The sequence below is a fragment of the Asaia sp. As-1742 genome, assembly GCF_011753235.1.
Classification (GTDB): Bacteria; Pseudomonadota; Alphaproteobacteria; order Acetobacterales; family Acetobacteraceae; genus Asaia; species Asaia bogorensis_B.
In genome coordinates, this window is the sequence record NZ_VWWA01000013.1 from 29342 (window position 1) to 49571 (window position 20230).

The window sequence follows — 20230 nt, forward strand, 5'->3', positions numbered from 1 at the left end:
GAATAGGCTGATCACGACATATCATCCCCCTTTACTGCATACTTCTGGTAAGGGGGCACAATGTTCGAAAGGTGCGTTCGGCAGATGATGATCTCGCACTTTTCTCTTACCTGGCTGAAGGCAAGCAACCAGCAGCATGAGGCGATCAATGCGTCTCCCTCTTACCAGCGATTTCCCCATGGGGGCCTTTACTGGATCGACAATCAGCGCAGCTGCGTGATGAGAAAGCCTGGCTGCCCACAATAGGATTGGTAGGGCTACAAGCGGTGCGGATTGCGCCTGAGTTTGCGCTTACCACCGCGTCAATAGTTCCGGATCGGTCTTTAGCGACGACCATTGGCACTAACGCCTTTGTGCCATGGGAGCGGCATTTCAAACCCGGGTAGGACACGCGACGCTGCCTAAGCTATACTTGAGCTGCTGATACCGCGTCAGTCACAAATGACCCGTGTTCTCAGACTTGCGTTCTGTTTACCGAAGGCGGTCGATAAACTGGCGGTATCACGAACCTGAACCGGACTGTCCTGACTGTTCAAGGGCGATCTATCAGCGAGGCATATATGAAACGTCTTGTCACTCTCCTCGTACCCATGATTGGCCTTTCTCCGTCCTACGCGTCGTCACTGAGTGGTCCGATCATTTCGCATGTTCTCGACGACAAGGCTTTCTACACTCCCGGTTCGATTGCTGAGATCAGGGTTGCCCTGAATAATAAAGGCCGCGCGCGGTTTGAGGGTCGGCTGAAGCTTGCGGTATGCTCGAGAGGCACGTCCGTCTCAACGCAATACAGCGACACGTCGCTTGAGGCTGGCGCCAGCCGCACCATCGTCTTCAGGCAAAACGTCCCCACACTGAATGCGCAAGCCTATCAACTTGTCATCGTCGCCCTGTCGAAGGCAAATTATGCCGTTCCGGTAAGATGTAATGGTAGCGGAACGGAGAACGGATCCCAAATCGACACGGCGACGGGAGCACTCAACATTGCGGCAAATGCCTGGGAAGATCCTATCGAAGCGTTCGTGGACGCGCCCACGCTCGCCAGCAGCGCCGTGACAGCACAACAGGTAGCCGATAATCTCGCGCAATATCACGTGAGCCTCATCCAAGGCTACGATCTTTTATGGCGGCATGATCAACCGATGCCAATCACGTCGCGCTGGAAAAACCTCGCTGGTGTGACGGTCGACCGCCAAGCGATTGCAGCCTACCACAATGCCTTTACCCGATACGGCATCAAATTTCTCGCATACAGTCTCTGGAATGGTGCCTGGTCGGATTACCGGACTGTCAACCACAACATTTCACTTTCCATGGGCCTGTTCTCAGCCCCGTGCCGGGCAGCTACCGGGACATGCACGCTGACCAACCAGGGCTCGACCAATATTGGCGCGGGTTGGACTGGATGGGGGTGGCAGTCAGACGGTCTCTACCTGATGAACCCGGCCGACCACCGTTGGCTCAGGTGGCTCACTGAACAGCTGAGATTGTCGGTCACCAGGCTTGGTTTTGATGGTGTACATCTCGATACATTGGGCGATGACGGAAGAAAATACTACGATTCCCAGGGGGATATTCTTCCTAATCTCGGTGAATACATCGTTCCCTTCACCAATTCCGTGCAATCCACTCTCAAGGTATGCACGGATATCAACCAGGTATCGGGTTGGAACCTGCGTGATGAGGCCGCGCATGGCGTGTCATGCAACCTGTATGTTGAACCACACCCGGAGTTCGATAATTATCCTAACTTTTGGTCGCTTGACCATATGATCTCACAAAAGGCTGCCTGGACAAGGCGCCCCCTCATTACGGCGTATTATCCCCAGCAGGTGGCAAGCGGTGTTCTGCCACCTTCCCGCGAAGAAGATCATGGGCGGTTAGAAGTATGTGACCCGACCGTCCGTGGAAGCGCCGCTTGTCACGCCAGCAACCCAGGCATCAAGTTGTTGCTCGGGCAGGTCGGTGTTTCCGGTGCCTCTCAGCTTATGCTGGGCGACTACGATCATCTAACGCCGGGACCGTTTTTCCCGCGTGAGTCGCTGAGTATAGACGGCAACCTGCAGCAATATCTTGCAGATTACGCTAACTGGTTCGTAGGACTGCGTGATCTGCTTCGCGCCCATACTGTAAGTAAAAAACAAAAAATAACAATTATAGATACATATGGATCAAATATAGGGTCGAAATCTGGGATTGCGGGGAAGGTTTATTATCAGGCCTGGTTACGCTCAGGCGTTGCAGGTGGCATCTCCCTCACAAATCTCGTAGGATTGGCAAATAATCGCATCGACGATCCCGATGGTCGTCACGAGCCTGTTCCACAAAAAAATTTCGTTGTCAGGGCAAGCATCTTTGGAGACAAGGCACCCGGCAACGCCTGGTTTGCCGCTCCGGATATCGCTCATGGTTTGCCTCAGAAACTGACTTATTCGCTGGGTCCCAAAAAATCTCTCAACAGCCTGACGGCAAGGGAAGTGACAATAAATATCCCCTATCTCAAGACGGCAGCTATCGTCTGGATAGAGCAGGGAAACCTATCGACGATAAACGATTGGGCCGTAGACGGTTCTGATTTCATCATCGGCGGTACGCCAACATGGAGTCCGAATGGTGTAGATGCCTCAACTTCTGAGACCACGATTACATGTTGCAACCGTGCTATCTATTGGGACAGCATTGATTTCGGATTATCTGGCCTGAAATCGCTCGCGGCGATTACGACGAGCCAGACCGGCGGTAAGGTCGAGTTCCGTACTGACGCCCAGACTGGCCCGATCCTAGCATCCATCAGCATTCCTAAAGGAGAAAGTGCACCGACCATGCATAGCGTGACAATTGCAAAGTCTCCGACCGGTGTTCACAGAGTATGGCTGGTATTCTCAGGTGGGAATGTTTCACTGCATGGCTGGCGACCTTAAACTTTTACCAAGATGTCAAATATCCCCCGCGTGAGGAGGCGTCTCACCTAGGGGCGATCGAAGTTTAAGACGGGTACGTTGCATCCGTTTGATATCCACAGCGCTATGAGGGGACGTCCGAAACGTCGTCCCGTCGATCTTTCGTTTCTGTTCCGTGAAAGTGTTTGGTGCCCGATCATCGGTCTGCGACCGCCAAAGCGGAAGTCTAGGCTCAGCACCCTTTGCGGGACTGAGATGATGTGATTCGACGGTCATCGGAAGGAGAACCCGACGTCTGATCTGCCGATCCTGCCTGTAAGTAAGATGCGCGCGTTAGGACCGTATTTGCCGAAAACGGGCGGTCTGAAACGCGTAGACGATCGCCGCGTGCTGAGCGGCATTGTCTAATGATCTGGCGTGGCTTGCAATGGAAGGACGCGCCTTCGAGCTACGGTCCGCATATGAGGCTGTATAATCGCTTCATCGGTTGGAGCCGTCTCGGCATATTTGCCCGGATCTTTTCCGCCCTGACGCGTAATGCTGGCGTCCCGGGGGAATTGATGATCGACAGCACACATCTGGCGGCGCATCGCACTGCCGCAAGCCTGATCAAAAAGGGGGTGCTGCGCGTCGGATCGGACGCACAAAAGGCGGCCTGAATTCGACACTGCATGCTGTCTGCGGCGGGCATGTCCGTCCAGTAACGATGCTGCTCACCGAAGGTCAGATGTGTGATCACGAGAGCGTAGCCCTGCTGCTGCCACGCTCGCCCTGAGCTCGCCACCAGATCGGCGATCGCGGTTACGACAGCAATCGCTCCCGGCGCAATCTGACCCAACGAGCCATCGAGCCATGCATCCCGTTCACGAAGAATCGGAGAGTGCCGATCCCGCACGACAGGTCCCGATATCGCCGGCGGCACGAGGTCGAGAACATGTTCGGCCGTCTCAAGAACTGGCGCTGCATTGCCACGCAATACGCTCGGTGCACCCACACTCTCCTCTCGGCAATCAGCCTCGCCGCAACAGTCGTCTACTGGACGCCGTAATAATTCCTGACCCTGGGGGCCCACTCAGATCACCATTCGATCTTGATTGCTCTGGCCTCCGCTCGGTTTGCGCCAAGTCCAGAAGGCAATGCTTTTTCGTTAGACCTGATCGGCTATAGGCTTTCAGGCTGCAGCAGCAAGAGTCTGTCTTGGGGGATTGTTGCAGAACACACCCATTGAGGGGCCCATCGCCTTTCTCCTCTCCAGACAAATATCAGCGTGTAACAATGGCATAGCTTGTGATGTGATTTGAAGCCTACGCTGTTGACTGGGCATGTATCGCAGAAGTGTGACACGCCCAGTCACTTCCATGGGTGCAAACGGCAACCTTCATCAATCTGTCGTTAATTGCGATTTGACTCTCGTAACGAACTCGTGATCAAGTAACGTGGCGCTGGAGGAACGTTACGCCACCAGGGCACGAGAAACAGGATCATGATGCGTGACGGAGCAGAAACGTTCCTGACATGCCTCATGACTCAATCATTCGAGGGTGACATGGCAAACAGGTTCCGAAAGAGAGCGATGCTCAATCTGTTGCTGGCCGGATCGATGGTCGCAACATTCACCAGCCAGGCGGCTTTTGCCCAGCTTAACCCCGACGCCCTGCGTGAGGCGTTCCGCGTTGCGCCCCGCCCTGGCATGATGCCGCATGGCGCAAAACTGTATCCGGGCAGTTCGCTGAATGGCGTGCCCGGCTTCCCGTTGCCCACAATCCATACCCAGAAGGCCTACGACCCGCAGGACAGCTTCACGGCGCGATGGACGCGTGCCGATGCCATGCAGATCAAGGCCCATTCCGACACCTCGGCCGGTGCAGGCAAGAATTCGCTTCCCGAGCAGCTCGTCATGCCTGATGTCCCCGCCGATTTTCCGGCAACCAACCCTGATGTGTGGGTCTGGGACACCTGGACGCTCATCGACAAGAAAGCCAATCAGTTCAGCTATAACGGTTGGGAAGTCATTTTTTGCCTGACCGCGGACAAGAACGCCGGTTATGGCTTCGATGACCGTCACACCCATGCCCGTATCGGCTATTTCTACCGCCGCGCAGGCATCCCGGCGAGCCGTCGCCCGACCAACGGGGGCTGGATCTATGGTGGACACCTGATCCCTGAAGGGGCGCAGGAACAGGTTTTTGCCGGCACAACCTATACCATCACCGCCGAATGGTCCGGCTCGATGCGTCTGCTCGACCCCACGAGCAACAAGGTATCGCTGTTCTATACCGATATGGCATTCAACCGGAACGCAGCGGGTCAGGATATCACCCCCTCACAGGCGGTGATCACCCAGAGCCTTGGCCAGATACATGCCGATTTCAACCATGTCTGGTTTACGGGCTTCACGCAGCACACGCCGCTTCTGCGCCCCGACGGCGTTCTCTATCAGAATGGCGCGCAGAACCCGTATTACAACTTCCGCGATCCGTTCACCTTCGAGGACCCCCAGCACCCGGGCACCAACTATATGGTGTTTGAGGGCAACACGCCCGGTGAGCGTGGGCTCGCCAACTGCACAGCCGAGGATCTGGGTTATCGCGCCAATGACCCGCACGCCGAGACCGTCCAGCAGGTGCTGAACACGGGCGCATATTACCAGAAGGCGGCTATTGGTTTGGCAGTCGCCGAGAATGGCTCCCTGTCGAAGTGGAAGTTCCTGTCGCCGCTGATCGAAGCCAATTGCGTGAACGATCAGACCGAACGTCCGCAGATGTATATCAAGGACGGAAAGTACTACATCTTCACCATCAGCCATCGCACGACCTATGCAGCCGGTGTGGATGGACCTGATGGTGTCTATGGCTTCGTCGGCAATGGCATCCGTAGTGATTTCCAGCCCATGAACTACGGAAGCGGGCTTATGCTCGGCAACCCGACCAACCTCAACATCGCGGCTGGCACCGACTACGATGCCAACCCGGACCAGAACCCGCGCGCCTTCCAGTCCTACTCGCATTACGTCATGCCGGGCGGGCTCGTGGAATCCTTCATCGACACGGTTGAAGGACGTCGTGGCGGTGCGCTGTCACCGACCGTCAAGGTTCGCATCCGTGGCGATGCGTCGATTGTCGACACACGTTATGGCAATAACGGCCTTGGTGGGTACGGCGATATTTCGGCCAATCGCGCCGACATCAATATCGTCGGGTTCATTCAGGATCTGATCAGCCAGCAAAAGCAGATCGGCCCGGATGTGAATGCCCGCATGAATGCCTTTCTGACCACGCAACAATAAGCGTCTGGTGATCGGCCTGCCCCGTGCAGGCCGGTCACTTTCCTTTGGGTATCCTCAGCTTCGGGTGATGATGTCACAGCGCCATAAACGGTTTTCTCCTTGCGCAATACTCTGCGCGCTCTCCGGGCTCATCGCGCCTCTGACGGCCATGACTGCCTGTCCTGCCGCTGCGCAGGAGTCAAACCCGACACGCAGCAGTTCCAATACCACGATCGAGACACCGCAATGGCGTCCCGCGCTGCATTTTTCTCCTCGCGCGCACTGGATGAATGACCCCAACGGGCCGTTCTGGCTGGATGGGACATGGCATCTTTTTTATCAGTATAATCCGGATGGCATGGTGTGGGGTCATACCTCATGGGGCCACGCGACTAGTCATGACCTTCTGCACTGGCATGAGGAACCCGTTGCGCTCGCTGCTTCGCCCGGGCGGGACATGTTTTCAGGGTCAGTCGTGGTGGATCGGGATAATCGCTCCGGTCTGGGCAAAAACCACATTCCGCCGCTGATTGCGCTCTATACCACTGTTTTCTCACAGGATCCGGCCCACCCTGACGGTACGCAGGCACAATCACTTGCCTATAGTCTTGATCGCGGCGCAACGTGGGAACACCACGAGCGCAACCCGATACTGACATTGTCTCCGGACTCACGACAATTCCGTGATCCGTCAGTGGTGTGGTACGCGCCGGGGCAATACTGGGTCATGACGACCGTTGTTGCCGATGCGCAGCTGGTCAAGCTCTATCATTCCCGCGACCTGAAGCACTGGGATTTTCTGAGCGATTTTCAGCCGAACGGTTATCGCAAGCCCGGCATGTTGTGGGAGATGCCCACGCTTGTCGCGTTCGATCTGGATGGAAATCGTAAGGACACCCGCTGGGTCATGATCGTCAGCGTCAATCCCTGGAGCATTGCCGGGGGATCCGGGGTGGAATATTTCACAGGCCGCTTTGACGGCACGAAATTTATTGCCGATCCTCTTCCTCCAGAAGGGGCCGATCCATCGGCCTATCACTGGCTCGATCATGGAGCCGATAATTATGCCGCCATACGCATTGCCAATACGCCAGATCTGTCGCCCCGCCTGATGAGCTGGATGAGCAACTGGGATTATGCTGACAAGCTTCCTACCGCACCCTGGCGCGGCCAGATGACCTTGCCGGTTGCGCTCTCGCTCAGGACACTTCGTGGCAAGCCGCATCTCTATCAGGTTCCGACACCCGAATACGACGCCCTCGTCGCCCGCTCGCCCTCCCGCGGCTGGTCAGATCATGCGCTCGCCGCAGGTGTAGTCTGGCCCCTGCCCGTGCAGCACGAGGTGGAGGATATTTCATTGACCTTGCACAGCGACGGCAAGGGGCGGGCAGGCATCACGGTGCGTCAATCTCAAGATGCTCAGGAAGGGACGCGAATCAGCTATGATTTTGCCCGCCACCTGCTGTCGCTGGATCGTTCGCGTTCCGGAGTGACCGATTTTTCAGGCAAGTTCAGCCCGATCCACATTGCCTCATTGCTCCCGCACAACAACACCATCACACTGCACCTCGTGGTAGACCGTTCCTCTGTCGAGATTTTCGCCAATGACGGTGAATTAAGGATGACGGATCTGATCTTTCCCCACGAAGGCAGCACGCACATCTCGCTGTTTGCGCAGGATGCCCCGGCACTGGTCGAGACTCTGCATGTAACCGGGCTCGATCATTGAACGGACGCTCAATGACCGCCATTCTGGAACAGAAGGCGTGCCGCACCCAACACGCGCTGCTGGTACGCCAGATTGAGCGCGATGGTATGCGAATGGTAATCACCGACCGCCCTCATGAGATCACCATGAGATTCATTGAGATAGAGGCGCATGATAGCCCCCGCTGCACTGATATTATAACAGGGCTGGGTCAGCAGATTGCGGTAAACGCTTTGCGGCGTAACATGGGTAAACTGTGCAATAGGCCCGAGCCACAGCGTGTTGACCTGCATTACCCCGAGGTCGTCCGTTCCGTTACTGTTATGACGCACCATGCCGTTGCGACCATTTTCCACCCCCAGGATTGCGGGAAGAACCCTGGGTGGCAAATGGTACAGGGAAGCAACAAAAATCATGCAGCTCGCATACGCAACGGCCATATTGCGCTACACTCCTCCCCGATTCAGGGCTTTTCATATCGGACACATTATTGATGCGCCTTTTTGACACGCTAGCACAGCCCCGTTGCGCCAAAACAAGCGAATGGTCCGTCCGGACCACGCAGCGCGCTGACCAGACCGAAGGCAACGATATCAGCGTTCCTTCTGATACCGACGAGGCCGGGTTCACGCTGCTCGAATTGCTGGTGGTGATTGCCATTCTCGGTTTACTGATCGGTCTTGTCGCTCCCGCCGCATTGCGTCAGCTGGGTGGCGCACGCAATTCTGTTGCTCATCAATCCATTCAGCGGCTAGGCGAGGTTCTGGATCTGTATCGTCTCGACACAGGAAGCTACCCCAGCACTGAAGACGGGCTGCACGCGCTGATCGAACGTCCGCAGGACGCCGAGAACTGGAACGGGCCTTACCTCAAGGATAATGCTGACCCCAAGGACCCGTGGCACCATCCTTATATCTACAGCAATCCCTCTGAACGACCGGGCCATGATTATGACCTCTGCTCGAAGGGCGCTCATGAAGCGACGAGCGATCGCGCTGCCATGATCTGCAATCCCTGAGCGCACCCATGAATTTCGCGCTCCCTCTCCATACAGGCCTCGTCATCGCCTCGCCCTTCATCGGGTCCTTTCTCGGTGTGCTTGCCTGGCGGCTGCCAGAGGGGCGCTCGCCTTTCTTTACCCGGTCACGCTGCCCGAACTGCGATTGCGTGCTTGGCACCCGCGATCTCATACCGCTGGTCAGCTACGCCATACAGCGTGGCAAATGCCGCTATTGCCAGTCGGCTATTGATGCGTTCCACCCGGCGATGGAGGTCGCGGCCCTGATTGTTGCGGGGGCCGCTGACTGGGCCGTACATTTGGCGCCAGATCGTCTCAACCTGACTCATCTCATGATTCAGGGATGCCTGTTTGGCTGGTGGCTCCTGTTGCTCGCAGCCATCGATTTGCGCAGCACAACCCTGCCGGATTACCTGACTCTCCCCTTTCTCGGTATCGGGCTCGCCTTCGCAGCGCAGCATGGTCGCGCCGACTTTCATTTGCACAGTCTGGCTGCCTTACTGGGCTGGGCCGCATTTGGCGGCGTCGCGCTGCTTTATCGCAAGTTGCGGGCGCGGGACGGGCTTGGCGGTGGCGATGCCAAGCTGCTTGCCGCAGGAGGCGGATGGCTGGGACCATTCATCCTGCCCGAGATCGTGTTTGTGGGCGCTGTCGTCACACTGGCTGGCGCGTGGCTGACGCGAAAAGCCAGCCTGAGCGCACAGACGCGTATCCCCTTCGGCCCGGGGCTCGCCTTTGCCCTCTGGGGCGGCTGGTTGCTCGAGATCATCGGGCAGTCCTATGGCTGAGCGTCAGCATGACGGCCGTCTCGAGGCGTTAGCTGCCCTGCTGGTCGACAGAGGATATTGCGACCATCGAGGGCTGGACCGCGCTGCACGTGCCGCAGAGCAGAGCGGTGGTCGCCTCGACCATATCCTGCTGCAGCTGGGCCTGGTATCAGAAGCGCTCATGGCCAGAACCTATGCTGAGTTGCTCGATATTCCTCTTGCGGGTGCTGACCATTATCCGGCCGATCCGGTGCTGACCGGGCAGCTCAAGGCGCGTTTCCTGCGTGATGCGCATGTTGTGCCGCTCTCGTTGGAGGGAAACACGCTGGCTCTCGCCATGCGCGACCCGCTGGACAGTTTCACGCCTGCGGCCCTGCAGGCGGCGACGGGACTGACCATCGCAACCCATGCAGCCCTCCCGGTTGAACTCGAAGCCGCGCTCGACCGCCTCTACCCGGATGAAAGCCGCGAGGCCGAACCCGAGCAGGCAGAGGGCAATGCCCTTGAAGACGATGCCGAACGGCTGAAGGATCTGGCTTCGGAAGCACCCGTGATCCGTCTGGTCAACCAGATCATCAATCGTGCGGTCGAGACCAGGGCTTCGGATATCCATATCGAGCCGTTCGAGGACAGGCTGCGTGTGCGCTATCGCTATGACGGCATCCTGCATGAGGCGGAAACACTGGCGGCCCAGCTTGTGCCCGCCGTGCTCTCACGCGTGAAGATCATGGCGCGCCTTGATATTGCCGAACGACGCCTGCCCCAGGATGGACGGATCAAGCTTGCCGTGCGCGGGCATGAAGTCGATTTTCGCGTGTCCACCATTCCGTCGCTCTATGGCGAGACGCTGGTCCTGCGCGTTCTCGATCGGTCAGGCGCGGTCTTCGATTACGCCACGCTGGGCCTGCAACCCGGCATTGTCGGGGGCTTGCGCAAGCTTCTCGAGCGGCCCAATGGCATCGTTCTGGTTACCGGGCCAACCGGATCGGGAAAAACCACAACACTCTATACGGGCCTGTCCGATCTCAACGCCGTCACACGCAAGATCGTCACGATCGAGGATCCGATCGAGTATCAGCTTGGCGGCATCAATCAGGTGCAGGTCAAACCGCAGATCGGTCTGGATTTCGCCGCCCTGCTGCGCGCTATTCTGCGTCAGGATCCCGATGTGATCATGGTAGGCGAGATACGCGACCGGGAGACAGCCCAGATTGCCGTGCAGGCAGCTCTGACGGGGCATCTGGTTCTGTCCACACTGCACACGAATTCAGCATCCGCCGCCATCATACGCCTGCGCGACATGGGGGTAGAGGACTATCTCATGACCGCAGTGCTGCGTGGCGTTCTGGCCCAGCGCCTCGTGCGTCGCCTCTGCCCTCTGTGCAAGACGCCCTACACGCCACCTGCGGCGCTGGTTCAGGAATTGCAGCTCGATCGTTTCACCTCGGGGGAGCCGATCACTCTTCATCACGCGGCGGGTTGCGCCTCCTGCCGCCATACAGGCTTCAAGGGCAGGCTCGCAATCGCAGAACTCCTCGAACCCGATGAGGCCATTGAAAAACTCGTTTTCGAGAAAGCCGATCATCTCGCAATAGAGCGTGCAGCCGTCGCAGCGGGCATGGAAACCCTCTTCGATTCAGGGCTTCGTGCAGCCGTTGATGGCCAGACCACCATCGAGGAAGTCATGCGTAGCGTGCGCGCTGTCGGTTGAGTGTGGCGAGCGCAGCCCCCTCATGACGGAATTCCTTTACAGGGTCATTGACCGGCAGGGCACCCCACAGCAGGGCACCCTCATGGCCGACACGCAGGAAGACGCTGTCGCGAAACTGCGTCGCCAGGGCTACATGCCCATCCATGTCGGTGTGGCGGAGAAAGGCGTAAAAGGGCGCACGAGGTTTGCGCACGCGTCTGGCACGGGAGCCATTCCGCGCTCTGGCGCGCAGGGCTTCAGCCTGAAGCGACACGGCGTAACGCGCGGTGAACTTGCCAATTTGACACGCGAACTCGCTGTCATGCTCGATGCAGGGCAGGATATGGATCGTGCCCTGCGTTTTCTGATCGAGACCACGTCATCCCCCCGCATAGGCAGCGTCCTGAAGAGTGTTCGGGACAGGGTCCGTGACGGACAGGCGCTTCATTCGGCACTTGCCACGAGCCGGGGTGGGTTTCCCCCGCTCTATATCGGCATGGTGCGGGCGGCTGAGGCCACAGGAGATCTGGCCCCTACCATGGAGCGGCTCGCCGGGCTACTCGAACGCGAACGCGCGCTGATCAGCACCGTCCAATCGGCCATGATCTATCCCGCCATCCTCACCCTGACGGCTATCGGATCTGTCACATTACTGCTCACGAAGGTCCTGCCGCAATTCACGCCGCTTTTTGAGCAGAATGGCGCGACCCTGCCGACCTCCACGCGCCTTCTGACGGAGGCAGGCGCTGCAATCGGTCATTACGGCTTCGCCATGCTGGTTATCGTATTGCTGGCTGGTTTGGGCCTGCGTCTGGCCATGCAACGCCCGGCCCTGCGTCGCCCTGTCGACCGCCTGCTGCTGCGTATGCCAGGGCTCGGCCGTCTGGTCTCGGAAATTCTGGCCGCGCGGTTTGCCCGTATCCTCGGCACTCTACTGGTGAATGGCGTTGCCCTGCTTCCGGCACTGGGGATCGTGCGTGATGCGCTGGGCAATCAGGCCGCCAGCGCCGCCATCGAGACAGCCGCTGAAAGCGCACGTTCGGGCGCGGGGCTGTCAGCAACACTGGGCGCCGCTGGCATTTTTCCGACAAGGCTGATCCATTTGCTTCAACTAGGTGAGGAAACCGCACGCCTCGGCCCCATGGCGCTCCGGGCCGCCGATATCCATGAAGATCAGGCCCGCATTGCCATTCAGCGCCTTGTTACCCTTCTGGTCCCGGCCATTACCATCGTCATGGGTCTGATGGTGGCAGGCATCGTCTCCTCGCTTCTCCTCGCCATGCTGAGCCTTAATGACCTTGCCCAGTAGAGCGCAGGCCGAGTCCGGCTTTACCCTGATCGAGATGCTGGTCGTGCTGGTCATTCTGGGCATGATTGGCGCCATTGTGGTCCGACACGGCGCCTCGCATCCTGCACGGCTCGAACTGCGTAACGCGGCGCGACAGATCGCCGCCCTGATGCGCGAGACCCATGCCCGCGCGCTTTATACGGGGCGTGCCCAGGAGCTCGATATCAACCCGCTTTCCGGAAGCTACATCACCACCCCGGCAACTGCGGGAGCCCTGCCCTCCATTACGATCACGCCAGATGCGAGGAGCGTGTTCCGCTTCTACCCGGATGGCAGCGCATCGGGCCCTGTGCTCGGGCTCAGCCGGGGGGCGAGCCGCATGACACTGGGCGTCAACTGGCTGACCGGTGCCATCGAAAGCCACGGCGGATGATGGAGGTAAAGGGCACGCATCCTGCTTCCGAAGGCGGCTTTACGCTCATTGAGGTGCTGATTGCGTTCATCATCGTCGCGCTGACGCTTGGGGTCGTCTATCGCGGCATGCTGGATGGCGTTGCGGCAGGACACGTCGCCACCGCCACGCGCGAGGCTCTCTCACGGGCGCGGTCACATCTCGATGCCATCGGTCACGGCATGACCCCCGGTGCTTTTACCCAGAGCGGCGAGGACGGACACCATTTCCAATGGCGTATCACCATGACCCCGCTTGAACATCGTGGAGGAACTGTCCTCTACCACGTCACCGTAACGGAATCATGGCCAGACGCCTTTACCCTTTCCGGACAGCGCGCCGTCACTCTGAGCAGCCTGTGTTCCGGCCCGGCGGAGGGCACGCCATGACCCCGCGCCGTGATGATGCGGCCGGGTTCACCTTGCTGGAGCTGTTGATCGCTCTGGTCGTGTTCTCTCTGGTGCTGCTGGTCCTGCGTCAGGGTTTCGATGCCGCCACGCGCCTGTTCGAGCAGCAACGCCAGACCCTGGCTGCACAGGATGATCTGGATGCGGTGGACAGGTTCGTAAGGCAGGTGGTTGCCAGTGCCGATGCAGGTAATGGGCGTGAGGGGCCGCTCCTCGTGGGCACGAACCATCGCCTCACATGGCGTGGCCCCGTGCCCCATGCCCTGCAAACACAGGCTGAGGCGATTTCCGGCGGAGGACGGGCAAACATGGCGCTTTTCGTGGATGACGCGCATCGGTTCGTGCTGCAGTGGTCAGCCTATCGGCATGTGATCGAACCCCCGACGCCTGTGGAACAACGGGTCTTGCTGAGCGGTCTCGAGGGCGTGGAGTGGCATTATTACGCATCCGGGCACTGGAGCCCGACATGGTATGGCAATACCCTGCCCGAGCTGGTGCGCCTGCGTCTCGTGTTCGCGGCGGGCGATGCGCGCCACTGGCCCGATATCGTGGTGGCACCCCGCCTGAATCCTCTACCGTGAAGCAAAAGGAAAAGGAGACATGGTGATGCAGCCTTTCCTTGTCTGGTGGTGGCGCCAGATCCGGGCCGTTTTGCCGGAACGTGTCACGACAGCGCTTGCCGCCGTTCAACGCCCGGTGGTTGAGGCCATCGCCACTGACGACGCCCTGACACTCTATCTGCGCGAGCCGCGCAGCCGGATCATCATCGGAACTCTAGGGCAGTCGGAAACGCTGGATCTCGAGACCGGCGCGCAATATCGCGCCCTGCGCAAAGGCAAAGCACGCCATGCTGCCATCAGGCTTGTTCTGCCGGCAGGGCGGATCATGCAGCGCGATGTTACGCTTCCCCTCGCTGCAGAACAGGACCTCGCGGCCATTCTCGCCTATGAAATGGATCGCCTGACGCCGTTCGATGCCGAGGCGCTTTACTGGGACTTTATCGTACTCAGGCGCGACGAGGCGCTCGGACAGATCGTGCTCCGTCTCTCCGTCGTTCCACAGGCACCGCTACGCCCTTTGTTCGAGCGTCTCCACCTGCTGGAAGCTCACCCGCAAGCCATTGCTGATGAGACTGGCGGGGCCCTGATCAGACAGCCTGTTGCGCGTCCTCTCGTGACCCGTCTGAGCGACCCACGTCTCGCATTGCCTCTCGGCGCATGCACTCTTTTCGCGTGTCTCCTGCTGGGCCTATTGTGGCATCAATCGCGTGTTCTTTCTGGATATGAACGCCAGATTGACGCGCTGCGCGGCCCGGCGCTGGAGGCCAGCGCGTTGCGTCGCACGATTGAAGACAGGCGCATGGGCGAAGGGATCGTGAACAGGGCGAGGCAGCGCCTTGGTGACCCGATGCAGATCATTGCCGCCCTGACCGATCTGTTGCCAGATGACGCATGGTTGACCGATCTCAGCCTGAAGCAGGGCCAACTGCTCATCAGTGGGCAATCCCGTGATCCCGCCGGGCTGATACAGGGGCTTAGCACGTCGCCGGTTCTTCGCAATCCTGGCTTTATCGCACCCGTCACGCGCCTTGCAGGACAAAATGCCAGTGCGTTTTCAATACGAGCGGAAATTGGTCATCTCGTTGGCACACCCCATACCGGAGCGAGACCATGAGGACACGGCTCCCATTGGCGCTGATGCGTCTGTCTCATGATCTGCCAGAAGGGCGAAGGGGACGCGTGCTGGCCCTCATGCTCCTTCTGATGGCGGTCGCCCTTGTCTGGCTGGTTATCGTCGGCCCGCTGATCGGGGTTTACAGCCAGTACGCCAGCCGCATTGCCCTGGCGCAGCAGACGGCGGAGCGTATGGCCCATCTGCAGGAAATCCTGCCCCATTTGCGTCAATCTGCAGCGCACCGTCCGTCATCGGCACCGCAACTGATCGATGGTGCGAGCGACACCATGGCGAGTGCCACATTGCAGGACAAACTGGCGCATCTCGCCAGCCAGTCTGGCATCGAAATCAGCAGCAGCGAGACGCTCGCCCCAATCAGGGAAGGCAGTTACCGGCGCATCGGGTTGCACATCACGCTGTCTGCTCCCTATCCAGCCCTGATTCATTTTCTCACTGACCTCGCACAAGCCTCGCCGGCCCTCGTCGTGGACGGGCTTCATCTCCATGCATCCGAAGACGAGGGTCGCAGCGCCGATGCCCTGTCATGCGACATGGGGGTCTTTGCCTATCGCCGTGACATGGCGCTACCGGCCCGTCTCGCGAAGGAAACAGCTCCATGACAGCCCTCCTGCCTAAACGCTGCGTCATGCTTTGTGCTTTTCTGATAATACCCCATGCCGGGCTCTGCGCCGGTCCAACGCAAGCCGATCGGGCCGCCTGGCAGGACCATAGCCTCGCCCGTCCACTCTTTGCCCCGACGCGACGCCCTTCCCCGACTGGCAATGCCCTGGCTGGTACGCCCCGCCTGACAGGTATTATCGAAAATGGGGGAGTCAGCCGTGCCATTTTCATGATATCGGGTCAGGAACGTGGCGTTATCGTACCGTTGCAGGGTCATATTGGAAACTGGCAGGTTATTGCGATCGGAAAAGGCACCATCACCATTCGCGAGGCCGGTCAGGACAGGCTGATGCGCCCCGATCGTGACCGGTCATCCGCACCGTCAACGCCTGATCATGCCCCTCGAAGCGAAAACCCGCCCGAGACCTTCTCGCGCGATGAACTCTCCCGTTTCGCCCCTCCTGCCTCATCTGACACTTCTCCACCAGGTATGCCGCAATGACCGTTCTGCCCCGCGCCTTTCCTTCCCACGTTCTGTCACGCGGCAGACAGGATGCCCGCAGACAGGCCTCCCTGCGTCTTGCCCTCACTGCTCTGGCCGCAGGCCTGACTCTTGGCCTGACCGGATGCGACAAGCCGGTGCCCAAACCCAAACCCCTTGGTGGCCCGATACCGCTGGGTGGATTGCAGGATATTCCGCAGGAGGGACGCCTCTCATCGGACGATCCGACCGGCAAGGCGCGCTACAGCCTCGCTCGCCCGAACGTTCCCACCCTCCGCGGAAGCGGCGACACAGAAGGTATCGGTCAGGTTTCGCTGAACTTTGCCGATACGGATGTGCGCGATGCCGTCTCGCAGATTCTCAACGACATCCTGCACGTCAATTACGCTATCGATCCTGCCGTGCGTGGACAGGTGACGCTCAGAACCAGCGAACCCCTGACCAATGCCCAGCTTTTGCCAGCGCTGCAGGTGATACTGGCGCAGGTTCATGCTGTGCTGGTGCATGGTGACGGCCTTTATCGTGTCGTGCCCAGCCAGTCGGCGCCGGGTGCCGCGCAGGGTGCGCTGGCGGGCATGGCTGACAGCCTCTCGATGGGCGGTGACCTGATGGTTCCGCTGCGCTACGCACAGGCCAGTTCTCTTGCCCATGCCTTGCAGCCCTTCGTGCAGGGTGGCGCTCGCGTTGCAGCGATAGACAGCAGCAATGCCCTTATGGTGAGCGGAGACCCCTCGGCCCGCAACGCGCTGGTCGAGGTCATTCATGCTTTCGATGTGGACTGGCTGAGCAGCCAGTCCTATGCACTTCTACCTGTCGACTCAGGCAATGCGAAGGACATGGCAAGCGCGCTGCAATCAGCGCTGCACGGGGCCGGTAATTCGCTCTCGAAGCTTGTGGACGTCCTTCCCCTTGCCCGTGTCAATGCTGTGCTCGTGGTGGCACGCAACGCGCGCTATATCGAGGATGCCAGACGCCTGTTTTCTGTCATCGAGCAGCATCGCAGAGCAACTGTGAGAAGCTGGCATATTTTCTACGTGCAGAATTCAAGCGTCAATGACGTGACCTATACGCTTCAGCAGGCCTTCACCCCGGATAATGTGACAGCCACACCGCCCGGTTCGGGCAATGGCCAGACAGCACAAACTGGCATGGGAGGGGGATTGAATGGCGGCGGCCTTGGGGGCGCCGGGGGGGGGCTTACCGGGGGCGGCCTGAACGGCGGAGGGCTGACCGGCGGCGGCCTTACAGGGGGTGGTCTGGGCGGGGGTCTGGGGGGCACCGGCACGAACCCTCTTGGCCAGACAGGGCAGAACACGGCAGCCCCTGCAGGTCAGGCTGGCGGCAATGCGTCCCTCAACAATCCGCTTCTGGGCGGGCTCGACAGCTCAGGCGGCGGAGACCACAATACCGACACACTGCGTATCCTCTCGAACGCCCAGCATAACGCCATTCTGGTTCATGCCACGGATCAGGAAAGCGATACGATCGAGCAGATGCTGCGCCGTATCGACGTCATGCCGCTCCAGGTGCGTATCGACGCTGTTGTCGCCGAGGTGCAGCTCAATGACGCCCTGCAATACGGCACGCAGTTCTTCTTCAAGTCTGGCGGCATCAATGGCGTGCTGAGCACCAACAGCCAGACCATCACGGCCGGCACACTCGCCACGGCCGCGTTCAGCCACACCCTGCCCGGCTTCATCATCGGCGGGGCAAGCGGTGGCGGGGCGCCATTTGCTATCGATGCCCTGCAAAATGTGACCACGGTGCATGTGCTATCCTCGCCTCAGCTCATGGTACAGGATAACCGGGCAGCACGGCTTCAGGTCGGGCAGCTGGTACCCGTGCAGATCGGCTCGCAATCCAGCACAATCGGGACTTCCGTCTATAACCAGTTCACCTATCAGCCTACCGGCGTGATCATGGAGGTGACCCCCCATGTCAGCCAGAGCGGCCTCGTCACGCTGGATGTGTCACAGGAGGTGAGCTCTGTCAGTTCCAATGCAGCCAGCAACACCAGCAGCGCGGCCAATCCCACTTTCAATGATCGTTCGGTCAATTCGCGTGTGGTCGTGCAGGACGGGCAGACAGTGGGGCTTGCCGGGCTCATCACCGAGAACTCGTCCCGCGCCAATAGCGGTATCCCGTGGCTCAAGAACATCCCGGTTCTGGGCTTTCTGGCGGGAAGCCAGAATAATAGTCGTCAACGCACCGAATTGCTGATCCTGATCACGCCCCACGTCATCCATGACCAGCGCGACGCCGTGAACCTGATGGAAGATCTGCGCGACACTCACCCCAATGCTGCCGATGTGCCAGACGAGATGAAGTCGATGCACACGACCGGCAGCGCCGACCCGCAAAAACGCCTGCGCGAGAAACTCGGTCTGGATCGGTGAACACGAGGCAGCCAGCACTGGAGAGACCGGATCGCGGTTTCGCGCTGGTGATCGTGCTCTGGGCGCTGGCGGGGCTCTCACTGCTGACGGCCATGACCATCGCCAGCGCAGGCTCGGCCTTGCGTGAAACACGGCTGCTGCGCGACACGGCCCGTATGGAGACACTCGCTGAAGGCGGTATCGCCAGCGCAGTCTTTCACGAGAGCGGGCCAATCGCCACACGCTGGCCACTCGACGGCACACCTCATGTCAGCCGGATTGATGGTCTTGAGCTCAGTATAAGCCTCACAACTCAGGCCGCTACGATCAATCCCAATACTGCCCCCCTGCCACTTCTCGCTGCGCTATTCGTGGAATGCGGTGCAACGCCAGATCAGGCGGCAATGATCGCCCGGGAGATGGTTTCATGGCGTCGGCAGGCACAGGCGCAGGACCCGCATGAACGACAGCGCTATCTTGCCCTTGGGTTACGCTATCTGCCGCCCCATGCCCCGTTCCAGTCGCTAGATGAACTGGCGCTTGTGCCCGGCATGACCCCTTTGCTCCTGGCTCGCACGAGGCCGCATCTCTCGATTGTCCAGCCTGAGGAACTCCACGCCCCGATCTCGGACCCCGTCACCCGAAAGGCGCTGGCCCGCGCAAACCTCCCTGCCCTGCCTGCTTCGAGCAGGAGCCAAAGGCACGCTTCCAGTTTCGTCGCGACCGTCATCGTGACTGATGAACACGGTGGTGCCTCTTACCGTCAGGCCTTGCTTCTGATGAATGACAGCGCTGCACCGGCAGCGATCATATCCGAGCAACGCTGGATACATTAGCGCGCGCGAACGGCGTTCGCGCAGCAGGGAGATGATGCGCGTCCTCAAGCCGGGTTGTCCCGTAATTATTACGGGTCCCCGACACGGCCGGAACGCACATTCAGCGCCCGTAGTATTCAGCAAGATACCGTTCTACCACATATCTGTCATCGGACACTTGATTTTAGCCTCCGCTGCGCCCTCAAGGCCGGGCTTCAGCTGATCGACGGCAAATGGAAAGGTGTCATCCTCTTTCGCTTGCTTCAGCGCATGTTGCGCTTCGATGCAATCCGAGAGCGGCTACTGAATATCCCACAGAAGATGCCAACCCTGCAGCTTCGTGAGTTCGAGCGGCCGGATTTGTGTTGGGGAGGATCTGGCCGAAGGTGTCGCTCCAGGCTGAACATCAGCTGACACCCTTCGGATGCCTTCTTCAATGCGCCGGGTGACGGCATCACCAACGAGGAGGCTTATGTTCATTCCCTCACATCGAACCTGTGAACTCGAAGCGGGAATATCTGTGCTCACCTGATCAGGGAATGTAATCCATTGATCTTATCGGCGAGACTGGCGATCGCATGCTTGAGATCATCGTTGATAGCGGAGCGATCGGCGACGATATTCAGCTTCTCGGCGTCACTCTGGATCTCCTCGACAAGCAATCGAATCTCTGTTTGCAAGGCGTTGTCCTCTTGAGTGTCGCGCATGAATGGTCTCCTTCTGGCGAGGGTCGATAACACGGGTCGCGCCTG

Annotated in this window: 18 protein-coding genes and 1 pseudogene; 17 read left to right on the top strand and 2 right to left on the bottom strand. The window is 59.4% G+C overall.

What is annotated here, in order from left to right; translation table 11 throughout:
- Positions 1–560: 560 nt before the first annotated feature.
- The 4 genes and pseudogenes from F3J08_RS14210 (at position 561) to F3J08_RS14225 (ending at position 7891) form a co-directional block, all read left to right on the top strand.
- The gene (locus F3J08_RS14210) at positions 561–2918 is read left to right on the top strand and encodes a glycoside hydrolase family 66 protein (protein WP_166930815.1); all 2358 of its coding nucleotides are present in this window, start codon (positions 561–563) and stop codon (positions 2916–2918) included.
- Between the two features lie 303 nt (positions 2919–3221).
- Positions 3222–3945, top strand: a pseudogene (locus F3J08_RS14215) (IS5 family transposase).
- Positions 3946–4443: 498 nt separating this feature from the next.
- On the top strand, positions 4444–6183 hold the full coding sequence (locus tag F3J08_RS14220; RefSeq protein WP_083511001.1) for a glycoside hydrolase family 68 protein: 1740 nt from the start codon (positions 4444–4446) through the stop codon (positions 6181–6183).
- A 148-nt stretch (positions 6184–6331) separates the two neighbouring features.
- Entirely contained in the window at positions 6332–7891 is a 1560-nt protein-coding gene (locus F3J08_RS14225; protein ID WP_166930817.1) for a glycoside hydrolase family 32 protein, read from the top strand.
- An 8-nt stretch (positions 7892–7899) separates the two neighbouring features.
- Here F3J08_RS14225 and F3J08_RS14230 read toward each other — a convergent pair whose 3' ends face one another.
- Complete coding sequence (locus F3J08_RS14230) at positions 7900–8310, bottom strand: lytic transglycosylase domain-containing protein (RefSeq protein WP_166930819.1); 411 nt, start codon at positions 8308–8310, stop codon at positions 7900–7902.
- A gap of 53 nt (positions 8311–8363) precedes the next feature.
- Here F3J08_RS14230 and gspG point away from each other — a divergent pair, with 53 nt between their 5' ends.
- The 13 genes from gspG to F3J08_RS17575 are packed head-to-tail and all read left to right on the top strand — an operon-like array spanning position 8364 to position 19892.
- Positions 8364–8888, top strand: coding sequence for a type II secretion system major pseudopilin GspG (gene gspG, locus F3J08_RS14235; RefSeq protein ID WP_166930821.1), 525 nt, complete (start codon positions 8364–8366; stop codon positions 8886–8888).
- Between the two features lie 8 nt (positions 8889–8896).
- On the top strand, positions 8897–9676 hold the full coding sequence (locus tag F3J08_RS14240; protein ID WP_166930822.1) for an A24 family peptidase: 780 nt from the start codon (positions 8897–8899) through the stop codon (positions 9674–9676).
- Positions 9669–11366 (top strand): GspE/PulE family protein, encoded by a 1698-nt coding sequence (locus tag F3J08_RS14245; RefSeq protein ID WP_166930824.1) that lies wholly within the window; start codon positions 9669–9671, stop codon positions 11364–11366. Before F3J08_RS14240 ends, F3J08_RS14245 begins: the two co-directional genes overlap by 8 nt.
- Before the next feature lie 22 nt (positions 11367–11388).
- The gene (locus F3J08_RS14250) at positions 11389–12654 is read left to right on the top strand and encodes a type II secretion system F family protein (RefSeq protein ID WP_166930826.1); all 1266 of its coding nucleotides are present in this window, start codon (positions 11389–11391) and stop codon (positions 12652–12654) included.
- Positions 12638–13066 carry a prepilin-type N-terminal cleavage/methylation domain-containing protein gene (locus tag F3J08_RS14255; protein ID WP_166930828.1) on the top strand — a complete coding sequence of 143 codons (429 nt, stop codon included), beginning with the start codon at positions 12638–12640 and terminating at the stop codon, positions 13064–13066. Before F3J08_RS14250 ends, F3J08_RS14255 begins: the two co-directional genes overlap by 17 nt.
- Positions 13063–13473 carry a Tfp pilus assembly protein FimT/FimU gene (locus tag F3J08_RS14260; RefSeq protein WP_166930830.1) on the top strand — a complete coding sequence of 137 codons (411 nt, stop codon included), beginning with the start codon at positions 13063–13065 and terminating at the stop codon, positions 13471–13473. The genes F3J08_RS14255 and F3J08_RS14260 overlap by 4 nt, the downstream gene beginning before the upstream one ends.
- Positions 13470–14072 (top strand): prepilin-type N-terminal cleavage/methylation domain-containing protein, encoded by a 603-nt coding sequence (locus tag F3J08_RS14265; protein ID WP_166930832.1) that lies wholly within the window; start codon positions 13470–13472, stop codon positions 14070–14072. The genes F3J08_RS14260 and F3J08_RS14265 overlap by 4 nt, the downstream gene beginning before the upstream one ends.
- A 19-nt stretch (positions 14073–14091) precedes the next feature.
- Complete coding sequence (locus F3J08_RS14270; protein ID WP_166930834.1) at positions 14092–15165, top strand: PilN domain-containing protein; 1074 nt, start codon at positions 14092–14094, stop codon at positions 15163–15165.
- Positions 15162–15785, top strand: a complete 624-nt coding sequence (gene gspM, locus F3J08_RS14275; protein WP_122039541.1) for a type II secretion system protein GspM — start codon at positions 15162–15164, stop codon at positions 15783–15785. The genes F3J08_RS14270 and gspM overlap by 4 nt, the downstream gene beginning before the upstream one ends.
- A complete protein-coding gene (locus F3J08_RS14280) occupies positions 15782–16288 on the top strand; it encodes a general secretion pathway protein GspN (RefSeq protein ID WP_166930836.1) in 507 nt (168 codons plus the stop codon). The genes gspM and F3J08_RS14280 overlap by 4 nt, the downstream gene beginning before the upstream one ends.
- A complete protein-coding gene (gene gspD, locus F3J08_RS14285; protein ID WP_166930838.1) occupies positions 16285–18684 on the top strand; it encodes a type II secretion system secretin GspD in 2400 nt (799 codons plus the stop codon). Before F3J08_RS14280 ends, gspD begins: the two co-directional genes overlap by 4 nt.
- Complete coding sequence (locus tag F3J08_RS14290; RefSeq protein WP_166930840.1) at positions 18681–19499, top strand: type II secretion system protein GspK; 819 nt, start codon at positions 18681–18683, stop codon at positions 19497–19499. Before gspD ends, F3J08_RS14290 begins: the two co-directional genes overlap by 4 nt.
- A gap of 54 nt (positions 19500–19553) precedes the next feature.
- Positions 19554–19892 (top strand): winged helix-turn-helix transcriptional regulator, encoded by a 339-nt coding sequence (locus tag F3J08_RS17575; RefSeq protein ID WP_166930842.1) that lies wholly within the window; start codon positions 19554–19556, stop codon positions 19890–19892.
- A 110-nt stretch (positions 19893–20002) separates the two neighbouring features.
- Here the strand turns inward: F3J08_RS17575 and F3J08_RS14300 are convergent, their stop codons facing one another.
- Positions 20003–20185 (bottom strand): hypothetical protein, encoded by a 183-nt coding sequence (locus tag F3J08_RS14300; protein WP_166930844.1) that lies wholly within the window; start codon positions 20183–20185, stop codon positions 20003–20005.
- Between the last annotated feature and the right edge of the window lie 45 nt (positions 20186–20230).